The 17,098-nt window shown below is 36.1% G+C and carries 14 protein-coding genes and 1 riboswitch; of the genes, 8 read left to right on the plus strand and 6 right to left on the minus strand.

Annotated elements, in window-relative coordinates; genetic code table 11:
• Positions 1-17: 17 nt before the first annotated feature.
• The 5 genes from F7888_RS11395 to F7888_RS11415 form a co-directional block, all read right to left on the minus strand.
• Positions 18-1,994: a methyl-accepting chemotaxis protein gene (locus F7888_RS11395; protein WP_191779575.1), complete on the minus strand. Its 1,977-nt coding sequence runs from the start codon at positions 1,992-1,994 to the stop codon at positions 18-20.
• A 318-nt stretch (positions 1,995-2,312) separates the two neighbouring features.
• Positions 2,313-2,395, minus strand: a riboswitch (cyclic di-GMP riboswitch).
• Positions 2,396-2,532: 137 nt separating this feature from the next.
• The gene (locus F7888_RS11400) at positions 2,533-4,395 is read right to left on the minus strand and encodes an ABC transporter permease (RefSeq protein WP_191779577.1); all 1,863 of its coding nucleotides are present in this window, start codon (positions 4,393-4,395) and stop codon (positions 2,533-2,535) included.
• The gene (locus F7888_RS11405) at positions 4,370-5,134 is read right to left on the minus strand and encodes an ABC transporter ATP-binding protein (RefSeq protein ID WP_191779579.1); all 765 of its coding nucleotides are present in this window, start codon (positions 5,132-5,134) and stop codon (positions 4,370-4,372) included. The genes F7888_RS11400 and F7888_RS11405 overlap by 26 nt, the downstream gene beginning before the upstream one ends.
• Before the next feature lie 85 nt (positions 5,135-5,219).
• Positions 5,220-6,221: a sensor histidine kinase gene (locus F7888_RS11410; protein ID WP_191779581.1), complete on the minus strand. Its 1,002-nt coding sequence runs from the start codon at positions 6,219-6,221 to the stop codon at positions 5,220-5,222.
• Complete coding sequence (locus F7888_RS11415) at positions 6,221-6,922, minus strand: response regulator transcription factor (protein WP_191779583.1); 702 nt, start codon at positions 6,920-6,922, stop codon at positions 6,221-6,223. Before F7888_RS11415 ends, F7888_RS11410 begins: the two co-directional genes overlap by 1 nt.
• A gap of 143 nt (positions 6,923-7,065) precedes the next feature.
• Between F7888_RS11415 and F7888_RS11420 the strand changes: the two genes are divergently transcribed.
• From F7888_RS11420 to F7888_RS11455, 8 genes are all read left to right on the plus strand, one after another.
• Positions 7,066-8,316 carry a cytochrome P450 gene (locus F7888_RS11420; protein ID WP_191779585.1) on the plus strand — a complete coding sequence of 417 codons (1,251 nt, stop codon included), beginning with the start codon at positions 7,066-7,068 and terminating at the stop codon, positions 8,314-8,316.
• 291 nt (positions 8,317-8,607) lie between these two features.
• A complete protein-coding gene (locus F7888_RS11425) occupies positions 8,608-10,071 on the plus strand; it encodes a diguanylate cyclase domain-containing protein (RefSeq protein WP_191779587.1) in 1,464 nt (487 codons plus the stop codon).
• Positions 10,072-10,321: 250 nt separating this feature from the next.
• Positions 10,322-10,813 (plus strand): RNA polymerase sigma factor, encoded by a 492-nt coding sequence (locus tag F7888_RS11430; RefSeq protein WP_191779589.1) that lies wholly within the window; start codon positions 10,322-10,324, stop codon positions 10,811-10,813.
• A gap of 4 nt (positions 10,814-10,817) precedes the next feature.
• Positions 10,818-11,306, plus strand: a complete 489-nt coding sequence (locus tag F7888_RS11435; protein WP_191779591.1) for a hypothetical protein — start codon at positions 10,818-10,820, stop codon at positions 11,304-11,306.
• A gap of 18 nt (positions 11,307-11,324) precedes the next feature.
• Positions 11,325-11,990 carry a YesK family protein gene (locus tag F7888_RS11440; protein WP_191779593.1) on the plus strand — a complete coding sequence of 222 codons (666 nt, stop codon included), beginning with the start codon at positions 11,325-11,327 and terminating at the stop codon, positions 11,988-11,990.
• Between the two features lie 160 nt (positions 11,991-12,150).
• The gene (locus F7888_RS11445) at positions 12,151-12,984 is read left to right on the plus strand and encodes an AraC family transcriptional regulator (protein ID WP_191779595.1); all 834 of its coding nucleotides are present in this window, start codon (positions 12,151-12,153) and stop codon (positions 12,982-12,984) included.
• Positions 12,985-13,172: 188 nt separating this feature from the next.
• Entirely contained in the window at positions 13,173-14,327 is a 1,155-nt protein-coding gene (locus tag F7888_RS11450) for a Gfo/Idh/MocA family protein (protein WP_191779597.1), read from the plus strand.
• A 33-nt stretch (positions 14,328-14,360) separates the two neighbouring features.
• On the plus strand, positions 14,361-15,458 hold the full coding sequence (locus tag F7888_RS11455) for a Gfo/Idh/MocA family protein (RefSeq protein ID WP_191779599.1): 1,098 nt from the start codon (positions 14,361-14,363) through the stop codon (positions 15,456-15,458).
• Between the two features lie 170 nt (positions 15,459-15,628).
• Here F7888_RS11455 and gtfA read toward each other — a convergent pair whose 3' ends face one another.
• The gene (gtfA, locus tag F7888_RS11460; protein ID WP_191779601.1) at positions 15,629-17,098 is read right to left on the minus strand and encodes a sucrose phosphorylase; all 1,470 of its coding nucleotides are present in this window, start codon (positions 17,096-17,098) and stop codon (positions 15,629-15,631) included.

A 17,098-nucleotide genomic window follows, 5' to 3' on the forward strand; every position in this document is an offset into this window, starting at 1 on the left:
AACAAATTATTATTCACTTATATTTTAAATCGATTCAATAAGTCTCTAAGTTCTTCAGCTACATGAGCTGCTTCTTCAATTGAAGCCGTAATTTCTTGAATTGATGATAATTGCTCTTCAGAAGATGCAGCAACTTCATGAATATATTTAGAGGATTCGGTTGATTTTCCTAAATTATCGTTAATGACATATTCAACTTCTTTTACCTTTGATAATAGGTTTTCAATTTCTACAAAGATTTTATCCACTTCATTCGTAGATTCTTCTGTAGAGTGGTAGACATTCTGTAGACTTTCATTAACTTCTTTTAATCTCTCCATGCCAGTTCCAAATTGCGATGTTCCAGATTCAATTTCCACCACTGCACTTGCTGTTTCAGATTGAATTTCATTGACAAGCTCTGAAATTTGTTCCGCTGAACCCGCAGATTGCTCAGCAAGCTTCCTAACCTCATTTGCAACGACCGCGAAGCCTTTTCCATGTTCTCCAGCTCTTGCTGCCTCAATTGAAGCATTTAATGCTAGTAAATTCGTTTGCTTTGTAATACCAGAAATCATTTCAACAATATTACCAATCTCCGAAGAACGATTACCTAATCTGCGAACAATTTCAGATGAACGTCGAACCGAATCTTGGATCTCAGACATCTGCTTAATGAGAGATTTAATTTCTGTATTCGCACCATCGACTTCTTTATAAGCATTTTTTGTGATCTCAGAAACCAATAACGAATGATCTTTGATTTCTGATACACTTTGAGTAATAACGTTCATTGATTCCAGATTTTCTGTATTCCCCTGTTCTTGTTCGGCTGATATTTCAGCTGATTTCTGAACATTTCTAGTAACCATACCAGATAACTGTGCCATTTCCTCTGCACCTTCTGATAATGCAGCCGTGCTCTCTGAAACGACCTCTCCTTTTTGGAGTATCCCACCGATTAAATCCTGTAGACTATCAAGTAAGGAATTGAAGTTGTTTGCTAAATCTCCTACTTCATCTTTTCTATTAATCGTTAATCTCTGGGTCAGATCGCCCTTGTTTGATGCTAGTTCTTCAATTCTGTTATTTATTACATTTATTGGTTTAATTAGACGACGATTGATGACATAACTAATGATTGCACCTAATACGATGAAGACAATGGTAATGATGATGAAGTAGTTCAACAACGAATTTGCATCCGCAAAAGCCTCTTTTGTAGGAACTGAAGCCATAATCCCCCAATCCATTTCGCTCGCTTTGCTGTAAAAGATTAAACTATTTTCACCATTAAAGGTTGTTTCAATAACATCCGTTTCACCATTCATGCTATTACTTACTAATTTATCTAAATCACTATTTTCATAGTCAGCAATATTTTTGTTAATGGTATCTTCTTTATTTTTTCCGGCAACGATTGTCCCATCGCTTGTAAAGACCGTGACGTAACCACTTTTCCCCAACTTCATATTCGAGATAATATTTAAAAGACTTTCAATTGGAGATCCTCCTGAAGCTACCCCTACAAGTTCCCCGTTATGGCCATAGACTGGAGCAGATGTTAAGACAATCGGAGCCCCATTTAAGCTTGGTGTTTCTGAAGGAACTGGGTTATAGGCTTGGGTCAGCTCATTCATACCTCCTATATAATGGGGAAAATCAATCGCTGGAATTTGAGCTCCCCCTAGGTATAAAGTCCCTTTTGCGTCAATAAAAGCAAATCCATCGGGGTTATCCAATCTTTGTGCAATTCTCCCACCCAATGCATCTGCTTTTTCTACATCACTTTCTTTTAACTCATCGGCTTCAGCCATATACGACAATGTTTCTTCTTTTCCTTTTATCCATATATCAATATTCGCCTTTACAGACTCTAGTTGATCATAGGCTTGACTTTCAAATCTCTCATAAAGAAATGATTTAGCTTTCAAATAACCGAATGCAGAAATACTGATCATTGAGATTGAAATTAATAAGCTTATTATTAAAGTATTCTTAACTACTAACTTCACTGCCTGACACTCTCCTTGTGTTTTTACCATTTCTTTTAACTTTTAGCTGTTTTCTCAAAGTTTGTTGTTGTTTTGAAATTAATTATTGAGAATAAGATTTCTAGCAGACTGAATACACGTAGACTCCCGTGGGATTAGTGGCCAAAGTGAGACCCCGCAGGAACTTAGTGACGAGGAGGCTCACCAGTCACCCCACAGGACGCGGAGTGTATTCAGGCTGCGGTATTAAAAGCACAATATATACGAAAACAGCCTAACTTTTAGACAAAGAAAAAAACCCACCCGAAATAAGTGGATTTATCAAATAAAACCAGCTTGTTCGGTAACCCAGCTGCCATAACAATTGTCGTAGGCCTGTGGCTTTGCGTCCTTACCTTTCGATAAGTTTGCCATTTCGTAAGTTAAGTAATGATTAATTTTTGAACTCATTTATTCTAGCACATAGCAGGTATTATGTTCTAGTAGAGATTGCCTATGAAATTATTTACCAAAAAAGCCCCTTACACAAAGTAAGGAGCTTCCAAAAATCTTCACTATATCACAGAACCGCTTTAACCTGCTTCGTGTAGAAAAAGCGAACAATATAAAAGTACACAATCTGGATGAGTAAAAAGACACCTAATACTGATAGAGATACCTTTGTTAAGTCATGATAGAAAAGGCGTGATAATGCAGTTAAAGCAACTGCCCCATGAATCAGTGCGACTACAATTGGTGTGAAGAAAAGAATTGCTGTTTGTCTTGTAAGAACCTTCTTCAATTCTTTCTCTGTTAAGCCTATTTTTGCAATCGAATGAAACTTCTGCTTGTCTTCATCTAGGTCTGCATACAGTCGGAAATATAAGAAGCTTCCAGCTGATACAAAAAAGACAATTCCTATAAATAATCCTACAAATAGGACCAAACCGTACTGCATATTTAATTGATATATCGCGTACTCCCTAGCCATGAAATGATAAGAAGGGAATAACTTCTCGATTTTTTTTGAAGCAGCTATGACATTTTCTTCCCCATCAGTTACCTGCCAAGCATGGTAATTCGTTTCCCTGACTGGTGCTCCCAGCTGCTCAAATTCTTGATCAGACACAACATAATAAGAATCCGTTTCTGGTAGAGCTCTAGAATAAATCACTTCTTCTGGTAATAACGTAACACCAGAACTTAACTCAATCGATTGCTCCAACAGCTCTTCAGTTTGCCCGAAGTTTGTTCCAGTAAATTCAACGACTTTTACCTCACCATTTGCAATATCAATAGTCTCTTCTCCAAGTAATTGCGCAAATCGATTATAATCTGATTCCTTCGCAATAAGAGACGAATCCTCACCAATCTCATAATAATGAAAAACAACATGTTCATAGTTTGTTTCCACAGCTTCTTCCTTTAAAACTTCTTCAATTACTGCTACACTCTGGTCCTCTTCATCAGCATCTATTCTATATTCAAAAGAATAAGGATAGTTATTTTTATATCCCGCTGCTAGAAAGCTTTGAAATCCAAATAACGTGCCAATCGCACTAAATGCTACCGTAGAAATAATGGCAACCATAAAAAAGGTACGTGCATTATCCTTCATTCGGAATGAAAGGTCAGATAACAAAATCATATTTGTTTTTCTCCAAAAGAAGCTGTCATTCTTTTTAAATCTGCGAATTAAATAAACACTTAACTGAGTGAATAATAGATATGTGCCGATAATCACAACGATAATCACTGGAAGCATCACAGCTATTACGATAAGTCCCTCAACAATCAATGATACCGCATATCCTCCTCCAATAAGGAGAATCGCTAAGAGCGTTAAAAAGAGATTTGCCTTTGGTTCACCTTTTGTCTTCTTATTCCCTTTAATTAAGTCGATTAGCTTTCGACTACGTAACACATAGGATACAAATAACGAAATGACGAAAAATAACAAAACAAAGGAAACAAAGGTTATAAGAACCGCTTGAATCGGAAGATAGAAATCTAAGCTCTCATTCATAGCAAGCACATTCTCGGCGATCAATAGAATCACTTTTGAAAAAATCAATCCCAACAATATTCCTCCTATTGTTGCGAAAAAACCAATCAACATGTTTTCCATAAAGACCATGAGACGTATTTGTCTGACTGACATACCTTGTATCATTAGTAACCCAAACTCTTTTTTCCGTGTATTCAAAAACGAACTCATCGAATAGAGTACAAAGAAAAAGGAAAAGACATAGATGATTCCTGCTGCAATATTCATCCCCTGTTGAACATTTGAATTCAACTCATCTCCAGAAAGTAGCGGATGGAAAGCAAAAATCGCAAACGTAAAAAACACCATCACTGTGAACATACTGCTAAGGAAGTAAGCCACATACAAGCGTTTGTTGCGAATGACATTATTAAACGCGAATCTGCGAAAGGTCATGACCATCCCCTCCTAGCAGAGAAAGAGTATCAATGATTTTTTGGAAAAAAGCCTGGCGATTCTCTCCACGATGGATTTCCGAATAGAATTCTCCGTCTCGGATGAAAACCACTCGATTACAATAACTTGCCGCTTGTGGATCATGGGTGACCAACAACATTGTTGTACGCTCATTCTTGTTGATCGTCTCTAACATTTCCATGACATCCTTGGACGACTTTGAATCTAGATTCCCTGTTGGTTCATCAGCTAGCAGCATTTTCGGCACATGAATCATCGCTCTTGCTACAGCAGCTCTTTGCGCTTGACCACCAGAAATTTCGTAGGTGCGTTTATTCATAATAGAGGAGATCCCCAATTTCTCTGCAATTTCCTGTGCCTTCTGCTTCATCTCTTTTACCTTTTTGCCATCAAGCGTTAACGGAAGGACAATATTCTCCTCCACTGTTAAAGTGTGTAACAGGTTAAAATCCTGAAAAACAAATCCAAGCTCACGCCTACGGAATTTAGCTAACTCCTCCTTCTTTAGACGATGTGGATTCTTTCCATTAATCAAGATTTCTCCTGTTGTTGGTTCATCGATGGTTGCAATCATATTCAAAAGCGTTGTTTTCCCACTACCAGATGGGCCCATAATTCCAACAAATTCGCCCTCTTCAATTGATAAGTTAATATTATTTAATGCTTTATAGACTATTTTACCTTCATAGATTTTACTTGCCTGTTTCACTTCTAGCATCACAAGATCCCCTTCCTCATTCTGATCTGTGATTAGTATACCTTTCTTAACACAACCTTACCTATCGATTCTTCTTTCACTTTCCTTACAACCTTGTAAGGTTTTGCGTTTCAGAAAAAAAGATGCGGAAGGTGGTCCCTTTCCCTACTTCTGACTGCATTTCAATCTGATGTCCTAGCTTATCTAAGGTTTCCTTCGCCAAATACAGTCCCATCCCTGTAGATTCTCGATACTTCCTACCATTTTCTCCAGTAAAAAAGGGGTCAAATACCCGCCGCTTATCTGCTTTTGGAATCCCAATTCCAAAATCTTTTATTTCGAGAACAGCCTCTTTCCCACTTTCATAAATAGAAATAACGATCCGATTACTGATGTTTGATGAATATTTAACAGCATTATTGATCAACTGGAAAATGATAAAATACAACCACTTTTCATCGGTCTCGACTGTTACCCCTTCTTTTTCCACCTCTAACTTAGGATAGACTTTGTTTCGTATATAGAATCGTTTATTCTCTCCGTTTACTTCATCCACCAAATTCGAAAGATTCACAGGCTTAATATGAAAGTCCTGTTCAATCGTCTTCAGGCGAGCCATATAGAGAATTGTGTTCAAGCCTGTTTTCATCCGTTCTGTCTCTTCTCGGATATTAGAGGACTCAGGTTCATCCAACGTTTGTGCAGTAAGCTCGATCACAGACAACGGCGTTTTCATCTGGTGAACCCATTGGTCCATAAACCTTCGATGCTCCTGTTGCTCTTTTTCTCCTGCTTCTAATTGACTTTGATATAGTGCGAATTGATGATGTAACACTTGGTCAAAAGCGATAGAAACAGGAGAATCATCGGTTCTCTGAATACTTTCCTCTAAAGATTCTAATGGCTGACTTAAGCGTTTATATAGATTTCGACGTGAAAGATAATAATAGGTTAAGTAACAGCCAAGGAATAAAGTGTTAAGAAAGAAGGCATAAAAAAACAGCTTGATATCGCGATATCCATCAAGCCAGAAGATCGAAAGGATGATGAGCATTTGAACAGCCTGTACAACGATCAATAAGGTGTGTTCCCGTATAAATAGCCTCATCACTCATCTTCCTTCCATGTAATATTCAACCGATATCCTGCCCCTCTTACTGTTTCAATTGCATCTTGCAAACCAATTTCCTGGAACTTTTTTCGAACCCTCGTGATATTCACATTCAATGTATTTTCATCGACATAGCTTTGATGATCCCACAGTTTTTCTAATAAGTCTTCACGTCCAGCAACTCGTGGATATCTTTCCATTAAGCTTTCAATAATATCTGCTTCTTTCTTTGATAAGGAAACCGTTTGGGTAGCAAAAGTCAGCTCCAGCCTCTCTGGAAAGAGTGTAAGACCTGATTTCTCTATTACCCGCTCCTCTTGCTTTGAGGCATATTCCCCATAAGCACGGCGTAGCTGGCTGCGAATTTTCGCCATCACGATTTCTGCACTAAATGGCTTCGTAATATAATCATCTCCACCATTCTCTATGGCCATCACTTGATCCATCTCACCAATCCGAGCCGAGATAAAAATCACAGGGCATAACGAGTCTTTTCGAATTTGTCTACACCAATAATATCCATCAAAGCTTGGCAAATTAATATCTAAAAGCACAAGTTCTGGATTTACTTCATGAAATGTTGTCATTACCTGGTCAAAATCAGTGACACAGGTGACAGCATAGCCGTATCTTTCAAGATGTGCTTTCAAATGCTCAGTAATCTTTGGGTCATCCTCAACAATCATTATTTTATTCAAGTTCAACCTCTCCCTGTTTTAGATACCCTCATTATTACTTCTAATGAACAGATTGGTCAATCTCATCCTCTCAACCGAGGTATATAGTTGGAAATAATTACAAACAACTATATGTAAATCAATTTGAGAATGGAGATGATGATATGTCTAGTTCAGTTCCACGCGAAGAAGGGTTGGACCACACGCTAAGCCTTTTAAAAGAAGGATATGAATACATCTTGAACAGACGTCGTAGTTTTAATTCGAATATCTTTGAAACCCGCTTACTCGGAAAAAAAACCATTTGTTTGGGTGGGATAGAAGCAGCAGAAATCTTTTATGACCCTGAGAAGTTCAAACGAGAAGGAGCAGCACCCAATCGTTTGAAGCAGACCTTGTTCGGCAAAACAGCCGTTCAAACGTTGGATGGCGAAATACATAGACATCGCAAAGGAATGTTCATGGAGATTATGTCGCCTGAAAATCTCCATAAATTACAGAACATCTTAAAAGAGCAATGGCAGGCAGCTGTGGAGAATTGGGAACAGAGTGATCAAATTATTTTTTATGAAGAAGTTCGGGAAATTTTATGCAGAACCGCTTGTCATTGGGCTGGAGTCCCCATACCTGAAGATGAAATTAAACATCTAACAAATGATTTAGAGGCCATGTACATGTCTCCATCAGCGATCGGCCCAGAACATTGGAAAGGAAGACATGCACGAAACCGTGTCGAAAAGTGGATTCAACAGCTTGTGGAACAAGTGAGGGAAAAAAAGCTTCAGCCATCTGAACATACTGCTTTATATCAATTTACATGGCATCAAAATATAGACGGTGAATTGCTAGACCCAGAAACTGCTTCTGTAGAGGTTATTAATATCATAAGACCCATTGTTGCCATCTCTGTCTTCCTTAATTTTGTAGTGTTAGCATTGCATCACTACCCAGAGGAAAGAGAGAAACTCACTTCAAACAATGATAAATACGCTCATATGTTTATCCAAGAAGTGCGACGCTACTATCCATTCTTTCCATTCGTCGTCGCGTTAGTTAAAAAAGATTTCGTGTGGAATAACTATGAATTCGAAGAAAATACGTTAACACTGCTAGATCTGTACGGAAACAATCACGACCCTGAACTTTGGGAATATCCTGAGCTATTTTACCCTCAGCGGTTTGCTGAATGGAAAGAAAGTCCTTTTAGCTTCATTCCACAGGGTGGTGGAGATTATATGATGGGACACCGTTGCGCAGGTGAATGGCTCACCATCGAAGTCATGAAGACAAGTCTTGATTTTTTAATAAATGAGATAGATTATACAATTCCAGAACAAGACCTAAGCTACAGTATGACCAGTATACCGAGTATTCCACATAGTCGAATCATCATTACAGATATTCGAAAGAAATGAGATATTTTTCTTAGATCATGTTAGAAAGAGCCTTTCCTAGTTGGCAAGGCTCTTTCTAATAGTTGATTGATTCCCTTATAAAATATCCAAAAAATGGACGACTCTAAATCACATACTTTTCCATTTAAATAATTGAGACTTTTTTATAATCTAGTATAATATTATTATCAAACAAAAGTAGGTAAAAAGTACTGTTAAATCTAGATTTTTAGGTTCATTTTTATCCAATGGTTAGATACATAGCTCCAACATACTTTCAAAAATCTCATACTAACAAAAGGAGATAGATCATTGGGATTCAAACCTTTTATTTTCCTGTTACTATATACGATATTTCACTTTAGCTGTTTATTTTTTTTAGAGGGTTCCACTTTTCTTTCAACAATTAGTAATGTTTTGGTCACTATCGGTAACTTCATTTCTGTCATTGTTCTTTTCAAAGCATTTATTAACCCAAATAATCAAAACAAACACTTTAATCTATTATTACTTTTAGGTTCTTTATGGTACTTCTTTGGCAGTATCTATTGGGCTTACTATCAGTATGAACATGCATCACCACCTGATTTGGGCTTATATGACGTAATCATGTTATTAGCATATTCGTTCTTTATTTGGGCGCTCATATACTTTTTTAAGATTCATAAAGTAGTCTTAACAACAACCTACCTTTTTGATATTTTAATTTTCACAGTGATTACCTCAACTCTATCCTGGGTATTTATTATACGTCCGTTTTTAATACCAGCTTTTGATAACCATTCCTTGCTCGTGTTAATCACTTATTTAGGCTATCCAATCCTTGATTTAACCGTATTATTTGCATGTTTAATGATCTTACTATACACATCATTATCTAGAGCAATACTTTTTATAATTTCAGGTTTTTTGATTAATATCATTGCAAACAGTATTTACTTTTATCAAAGCATTGATACTACTAATCTTATAGGTTATTTAGTTGATCCGTTATGGGTATTATCTATATTACTTATAGGATTTTCTGGCCTAGATAAATTTGAAGCAAATAAAACAAAACAGAGAACTTATTTCAAAAAGTATTTTCAATTATTTATCCCATACTCCATTATGATCATTTTTTTATTTGTCGTTTACGTCAATTTTTATGATATAAAAGATCCTTTATTAATTGGTGTTTTTATTGCGATACTCCTATTAATGACTCGCTTATTTAATTCGATTAATAGGAATGAAGCATTAAATAAGGAAATCAATCAAAAAAATAAGCAGTTAAAGGACGCAAACGATACATTAAGATTTTTAGCCTATCATGATGAGTTAACTAAATTACCAAATCGCCATTTCTTATTTGAAAAAATGAATAACAACGCTCATCAAAACATGAACTTCTATCTATTATTTATTGATTTAGACGGATTTAAATCCGTTAATGATACTTTTGGACACCATGTAGGAGACCTATTATTAAAGCAAGTAGCTAATAGATTACAAGATCAAGTATCTGAAAGTGATTTTTTATGTCGCTTTGCTGGTGATGAATTTATTATTTTATCCACTAACAAAGATAAACAGAGTGTAGAGAAATTAGCCACAGCTCTTGTTGATACTTTATCTGAATCTTATTCTATTGACTCTCAGCACATAACTATTTCTTCAAGCATTGGAATTAGTTCTTTAGAAGAAACAGATTCTATGTTATCCATGATTCATCGAGCTGACAAAGCAATGTATCACATAAAGAAGAATGGAAAAAATGGCTTTGGATTTTTATGAACCGAAATTCCTCTATTCTAAATTAAAGCAATAGCATATTAAGCTCAAACCTTCCATATGAATGGGCTTAATATGCTATTCTCTTATACATTGATTTATTCTTCTTAATACCTCATATATATCCTTCACCTCTAATAACTCACTGAAAAAACACTTTCTAGAAAATTTATGAAAGAAGAAAAAATAAATGTAACTTTAATCGATGTCAATCGTCTCTTTTATGCGGGAGAAGATATGGGGAGTTTGAAATATGTCAAAATTGAATCCATTAGAAGCGATAGAGGAAATCTACAATGAACATTATTCGTATTTAAGAAATTTTTTAATCGGATTAACAAAAGATGATGCAATAGCTGATGATATTATTCAGGAGCTGTTCTCAAAAATATTGGTTAATCCCACAAGTGTGTTTAAAGTTAAATATATGAAAAGTTGGTTAGTCCAAGGTGCAAAAAACACACTTCTAGATCATTACAAAAAAAAGAAGCCTGAGTTATTTAAAGATGAAAAAATTATCGAATCACTATTAATTGATAACCATACCCCAGAAGTAAAAATGTTGATTAATAATCAATTAGAAACCATTCTAGGCCAGTTATCTACTACCGATAAGGCAATCATTCTTGCCAAGGAGTACTATGGATATAATTATCAAGAAATTAGTGAACTATTGAATTTACCCCTGTCAACGTTGAAGACAAGAGTTTTTAGGTTGAGAAAACAAATGATTAAACAAAGGTGATCATATGGATAAAGACAAGAAAATCCACGTATTATCTCAGGAGCTAATACCATTTATCAATGAGTTAGACCCTGAGCCTAAACAAATAATAATTGATCATGCACAGTACTGTGAAGAATGTAGAGATTTACTTTCCAAAGTAGCGGATTTTGACAAAAACTTTCCCGAACATGAATTCTCAAAAGATGTAGAGATAAAACCTCTAAAAAAGTTAGCACAGGTTAATATTGGTCTAAGACTATTATTGATTGCAACAAGAGCTATTATTTTGTTTTACATCTTTTATTCTAGTTTTAGATACAATGATTTAGATTCTACCGAGATGTTTCTAGCAGCATTCCAAGGAACGATTTTCCTATTCTACTTTCCCGCTGCCGTCTTTTTACTTGTATTCACCTTTACTTTTTTCAATAAAAGGTGGTTATGGATTTCCTTAGCTTTAGACCTCATCATTATTCTATTCTTGGATAATATTGTGCAATTATTCTTATAAACTCACGGAGGCGTTAACATGAATAATATCATTTTGAGCGGTTTATTTTTAGGTTCTATTGTATTCTTATTTACTTTTGTTGCATCGAAAAGAAATGGAAGATATTATATGGCTCCAACTATTACATTTCTTACCTCTATCGCAATTACTGCATATGGCCTTCTCGTCATTCGTGGTTTTGAAGGGATGGGATATGGAATGTTAGGTGCAGGTTTTCTTATTGTAAGTATCGTTGGTACACTTCTCTTACCTTTGTTCATTCGTAATAAAGATTCACAGCCATTTAGAAAAAAAGATAAAGCTATTCTTGTGATTTTACCAGTTATCTTCTTTGCAACGATTGGGTTGTCTATTTATTATGAGCAGGTCTATTGGATTATAGATCAAGGTGGACATAACTATGAGGAATGGCAACAAAAAGAAAGCTATTATGAAATATCAACTATTTCTGAGGGGAGTAAACAAGTTACTTTGGTTTTAGATGAAGAATATGCAGGAAAAGAAATTGAAGTTGAAAAAGTTAGCAAACGTGGACCAACTGAAATCATGGTAAACATTGTTGATGGTAACAACAAGAATAAAACACCTTATATTAAAATAGGTTTATATGAAATACACGAACCTTTAATCGTTCAGACATCAGATGGAATTAAATTCAAATCAGTTAACGAAGAAGATAAATAAGAAATATGCAACTTCTCAGTAGGGAGTTGCTTTTTTTATTCCACAGATTCTATATAATGAAAAACGATATGAAGCTACGATACTTTTTAAACCATTGCAATTCATGTGGAATTAATTCAGAATTATATACACATAGACCAGTAGAAGAGGCGATGATGTAATGCGACACCTTTTACAATATAAAAGTCAAGCGTTTACAGTGGACCATACAATGATAGATTCACCTTTTGACATTGTTACTCATATTCACGATTGCTATGAGCTCTTCCTCTTTATATCAGGGGATCTCACTTACTACATCGAAGGTCAAGCATACAAGCTCTCCCCATATGACTTAATTATGACGAACTCTAGAGAGCTACATCGGATTGTTTTTCATTCAGATGTGGTATACGAAAGAAAGTACATTCATTTCAAGCCTGAATATCTCTCTTCTTTTCAAACTGATGACTATAATATTGTTAACTATCTAGAGAATAGGAAATTAGGTCATTTTAATAGAATTTCCGCTCAAGACATTCGCGAAAGAGAGATTGATCAACTATGGGGAAAGATTGAAGAAGCTACTGTTCACCCTACTGCTGAAAATCAGATTCTAATGAAGATTTATTTTATCCAGATGATGATTCGAATTAATAACATTTTTGAGACATACAATCATCCTCTTACAGTACAGCATAAATATGATGAGAAAATTGTGAGAATCTTAGATTTCCTTAATAAAAACTTGGATCAAAAGATTACTCTTGATCTATTACAACATGCTTTTTTTGTTAATAAATACTACCTATGTCATAGCTTCAAAAGAAGCACAGGATTCACTGTGATAGAATATGTGACATATAAACGAATCATATGGTCAATGGAATTACTTTCGTCTGGGATGAGTGCACTTGATGTCGCCCATACCGTTGGATTCGGAGACTATTCAACATTCTTTAAGGCATTTAAAAACATCACTGGTTATTCCCCAAAACAATATTACAAGCATTAATCATTGCAGAGCGCAGGAACTTTACAGGTTCCTGCTTTCTTTATCACCGAAGCTTGTATTAAGCAATATTTGCAATCATTCTAACAATTTATCCAATGTTTTTTCCTAAAAAGTAAAATAGAATACTAATTGTAAGCATTTTCAATAGGCCGTGTTAAAATAACTGTTCTTACAAGGAGTGATTGTTTTTGATTAATGTTGCAATTATAGGCTCTGGAGCTATTGCAATGAGTCATATTAAAGGCTATTTAGAATTCGGTATGGATTGTAAGATTGTTGCAGTGTGTGACATTTATCATGAAAAAGCAAAGGCTATGGTGGAGAAATTCAATTTAAACGCTGATATTTATGATGATTACAAACATATTCTAAATATTCCTGACATTGACTTAATTTCGATATGCACGCCCCCCTATACCCATGCTGAAATTGCCATAGATTCACTAAATCACAGCAAGCATGTGTTAGTAGAAAAACCGATGGCTGCATCTCTACAAGAATGTGATGCCATGATTGAAGCTGCCGAGCGTAATCATAGGATTCTATCAGTCATTTCCCAGAATCGTTTTACAAACCCAATGATGAAATTAAAGAGGGTTCTTGATACCAAACTTATTGGACCAATTGTTCACACACAGGTGGATTCATACTGGTGGAGAGGACATAGCTATTATGATTTATGGTGGAGAGGGACATGGGAAAAAGAAGGTGGTGGTTGCACATTGAATCATGCCGTTCATCATATAGACATCTTTAAGTGGATGAACGGAATGCCATCTGAGGTAACAGCCATTACAAGCAATACATCACATGATAATGCAGAAGTTGAAGATCTATCCATTGCTATTTGTCAGTATAATGATGGTGCCTTGGCTCAAATTACAAGCTCTGTCGTTCATCATGGAGAAGAGCAGCAGCTCATATTCCAAGGGAGAAATGCCCGAGTATCCGTTCCCTGGAAAGTGAAAGCCTCCAAGTCGTTAGAAAATGGCTTCCCAGAAATCGATCACGAACTAGAACGGGAAATTCAACGAGTGTATGACTTGCAAGAATCCATTCCTTATGAAGGGCATACTGGACAAATCCATGATGTAATCCAGGCCATTAAGGGGGAGACAGATGTTCTCGTAGACGGCGTTCAAGCGCGTCAAACACTTGAATTAATTACAGCCATCTACAAATCTTCAAGTCTTGGTGAAAAGGTCTCTCTCCCTCTAGAGAAGACTGACTCCTTCTATACTAGAGAAGGAATGTTGGATAACGTGAAGTACTTTTATGAAAAAACGAAGATCATCGAGAACTTTGCAACAAATGATATCACGACAGGCGGAAAATACGAATAATCGATGAGATAATGTTGGAGAGGAGCATTTAAGATGAATAAGCAAGATGGAATGAACTACGCACCTGTAGGTAAAGTAGACAAAGTTGTCGGAGAAGGTGAGTTTCGATTTGCTGCAATTGGATTAGACCATGGTCATATTTATGGAATGTGCAACGGTCTGATTGAAGCTGGTGCGGAATTAGTTACTGTCTATGATCCTGACCATGAGAAGGTGAGAAACTTCTGTGAGAAGTATCCAGGTGTGACTGCTTCAATCTCAGAAGCAGAAATTCTAGAGGACCCTTCAATCAGTCTAATTGCTAGTGCAAATATTCCTGTTTATCGTCATGAGCTAGGATTAAGAGTACTGGATCACGGCAAGCACTATTTTACCGATAAGCCTGCATTCACTAAAAAGGAACAAATTGAGCTTGCTAGAAGAAAAGTAAAAGAAACAGGACTCAAATGGGGAATTTATTATGGAGAAAGACTTCATGTGGAAAGTGCCATTTTCGCAGGACAGCTAATTGATCAAGGAGCGATTGGACGTGTAATTCAAGTGATTGGTACGGGACCACACCGAGCGAATATCGAGAGTAGACCTGATTGGTTTTTTGATCCAGAAGCCTATGGAGGAATTCTTTGTGATATTGGCAGTCATCAAATTGAACAATTTCTACACTACTCTGGAGCGAAGGATGCCAAAGTTCTACATAGTAAGGTGGCTAACTACAACCACAAACAATTTCCAGCATTTGAAGATTACGGTGATGCTACATTAGTTGCTGATAATGGGGCTACATTCTATTTTCGTGTCGACTGGTTTACACCTGACGGACTCGGTACTTGGGGCGACGGTCGCGCATTAATTCTTGGCACAGAGGGATATATTGAGGTAAGAAAGTATATTGATATTGCACGCAGTAACACTGGCGACCACCTTTACTTAGTAAACAAAGATGGTGAGAAGCATTTTGAAGTATCAGGTCAAGTAGGCTTTCCATTCTTCGGGCAATTCATATTAGATTGTCTAAATCAAACCGAGCATGCAATGACACAAGAGCATGCGTTCAAGGCTGCCGAGTTATGTATTGAGGCACAGGAACAAGCCATTATTATAGAAGCTGCAACAAGTTCTTTAAATCGGTGAGAACTCACTGATTACGATTACGGAACACCAATTGTTGTAATCATGAACAATTGGAAATGTTTCCTTTTCATCTCTAGCTATAAGTAGATTTATCTAGACATAAAACAAGGTTCTACATAAATTTAATCATGTAGAACCTTTCCACTGCTATCCTAACCAAATATTATGGCTTAGACCAAATATTGAGCCTCATTTCCATTCTCATCAATATAATCAATCACAGTTTTATTCGTGTTAAGATTAATATACAATGTACATTTCTTTTCGTCTTTCGTCCAAGATAGCTTCACTTCTTCTTTATCTGAATCTAATACACTAAACACTCCATTAAATGCAGCATATTCATTTCTGAATCTGATCAACTTTAATAGCCTTTGAACGATTTCCTTATCTAGCGACTCTTCAATTTCTTCAACGCTGAAGTTATGGCGATTTATTTCACGCCCATCACCAGTTTCTCTTATTTTTTCTTCATCATTTTCACCCGCTAGTAGTCCAACATAATAGACTTGTGGAACTCCAGGTGCAAAGAACTGGATAGCCCTTGCTGCAAGGTAAGCATCATCATTACAATCAAGCATGGAGTAGTATGTCCCCCTAATTTGGTGTACATCAAACCCATCCTCTGCTTTATGTTCATCAGATAAAATAAGACTTAGATTAGACCCTCTTTCAACACATATATCCACTAATTTTCTAGCTTCTTTAGTATTTATAAGTCCATCTAAATCAGGTTTGACTGGGACCCCGTCATGACAATCTAACATTGTAAACTGCTTTTCTGGTCGATCTTTTAAGTATGCTAACAAGGCTTCACTCGATTTGTTTGTTAATGTATCTAGAACTCGATAAGGTAAAATGAAGTCATAAATCCAGCATCCATATTCAGCTAACTTATACTGAATTGAATAATGCGAATGAACTTCTGGTAGTAATTCTATATCTAAGGAATTAGCAAGCTCCATGACCCAATCTAAGAACTTATAGATATCTGGTTCTACAAAGAAACAGCTAGTACCCAACTTTTTAATAACATATCCAACTGCATCTAATCTCACAATTTTAATATTTTGTCTTTTGAAATTCATAAAGAACTCAGTAAATAGCTCTTTTACCTTGTCTGAGTGAACATCAAAATCGATTTGTTCCGAAGGATTCGTTTTCCCAAAGGTTGTCCAAACCTTTTCTTCTTCTCCCGTTTCTTCAATTGTAAACGTTGAATAAGGAACCTCTCTTCGTAAAAACATTTTATCTATATCTTCTTGAACAGGGTTTCCATCTTCCCAGATTTTGTCTAAGGTTATAAATAAATCTGCATACTCCGATTTCCTTCCCTTTTTTAGAAAGTCTTGAAAATAAGGGGACTGTTTGGAAATATGATTCACCATTAAATCTACTAATACATCAAAGTCTTCACCTATACGTCTGACTTCTTCCCACGTACCAAAGCTTGGATCAATGTCTAAATAAGTTAACGGTGCAAATCCTCTATCCCCAGACGAAGGAAAAGGAGGTAAGATATGTATCCCACCCTTAAATACATCAGAAAAGTGATTTGCTAGTACCTGATGAAGGGTTTTTAAATTCCCTCCCATTGAATCTGGATAGGTAATAAGTTGTACTTGGTTTTTTACAGCCAT

The organism is Litchfieldia stipae, assembly GCF_014837155.1.
Lineage (GTDB): Bacteria > Bacillota > Bacilli > Bacillales > Bacillaceae_L > Litchfieldia.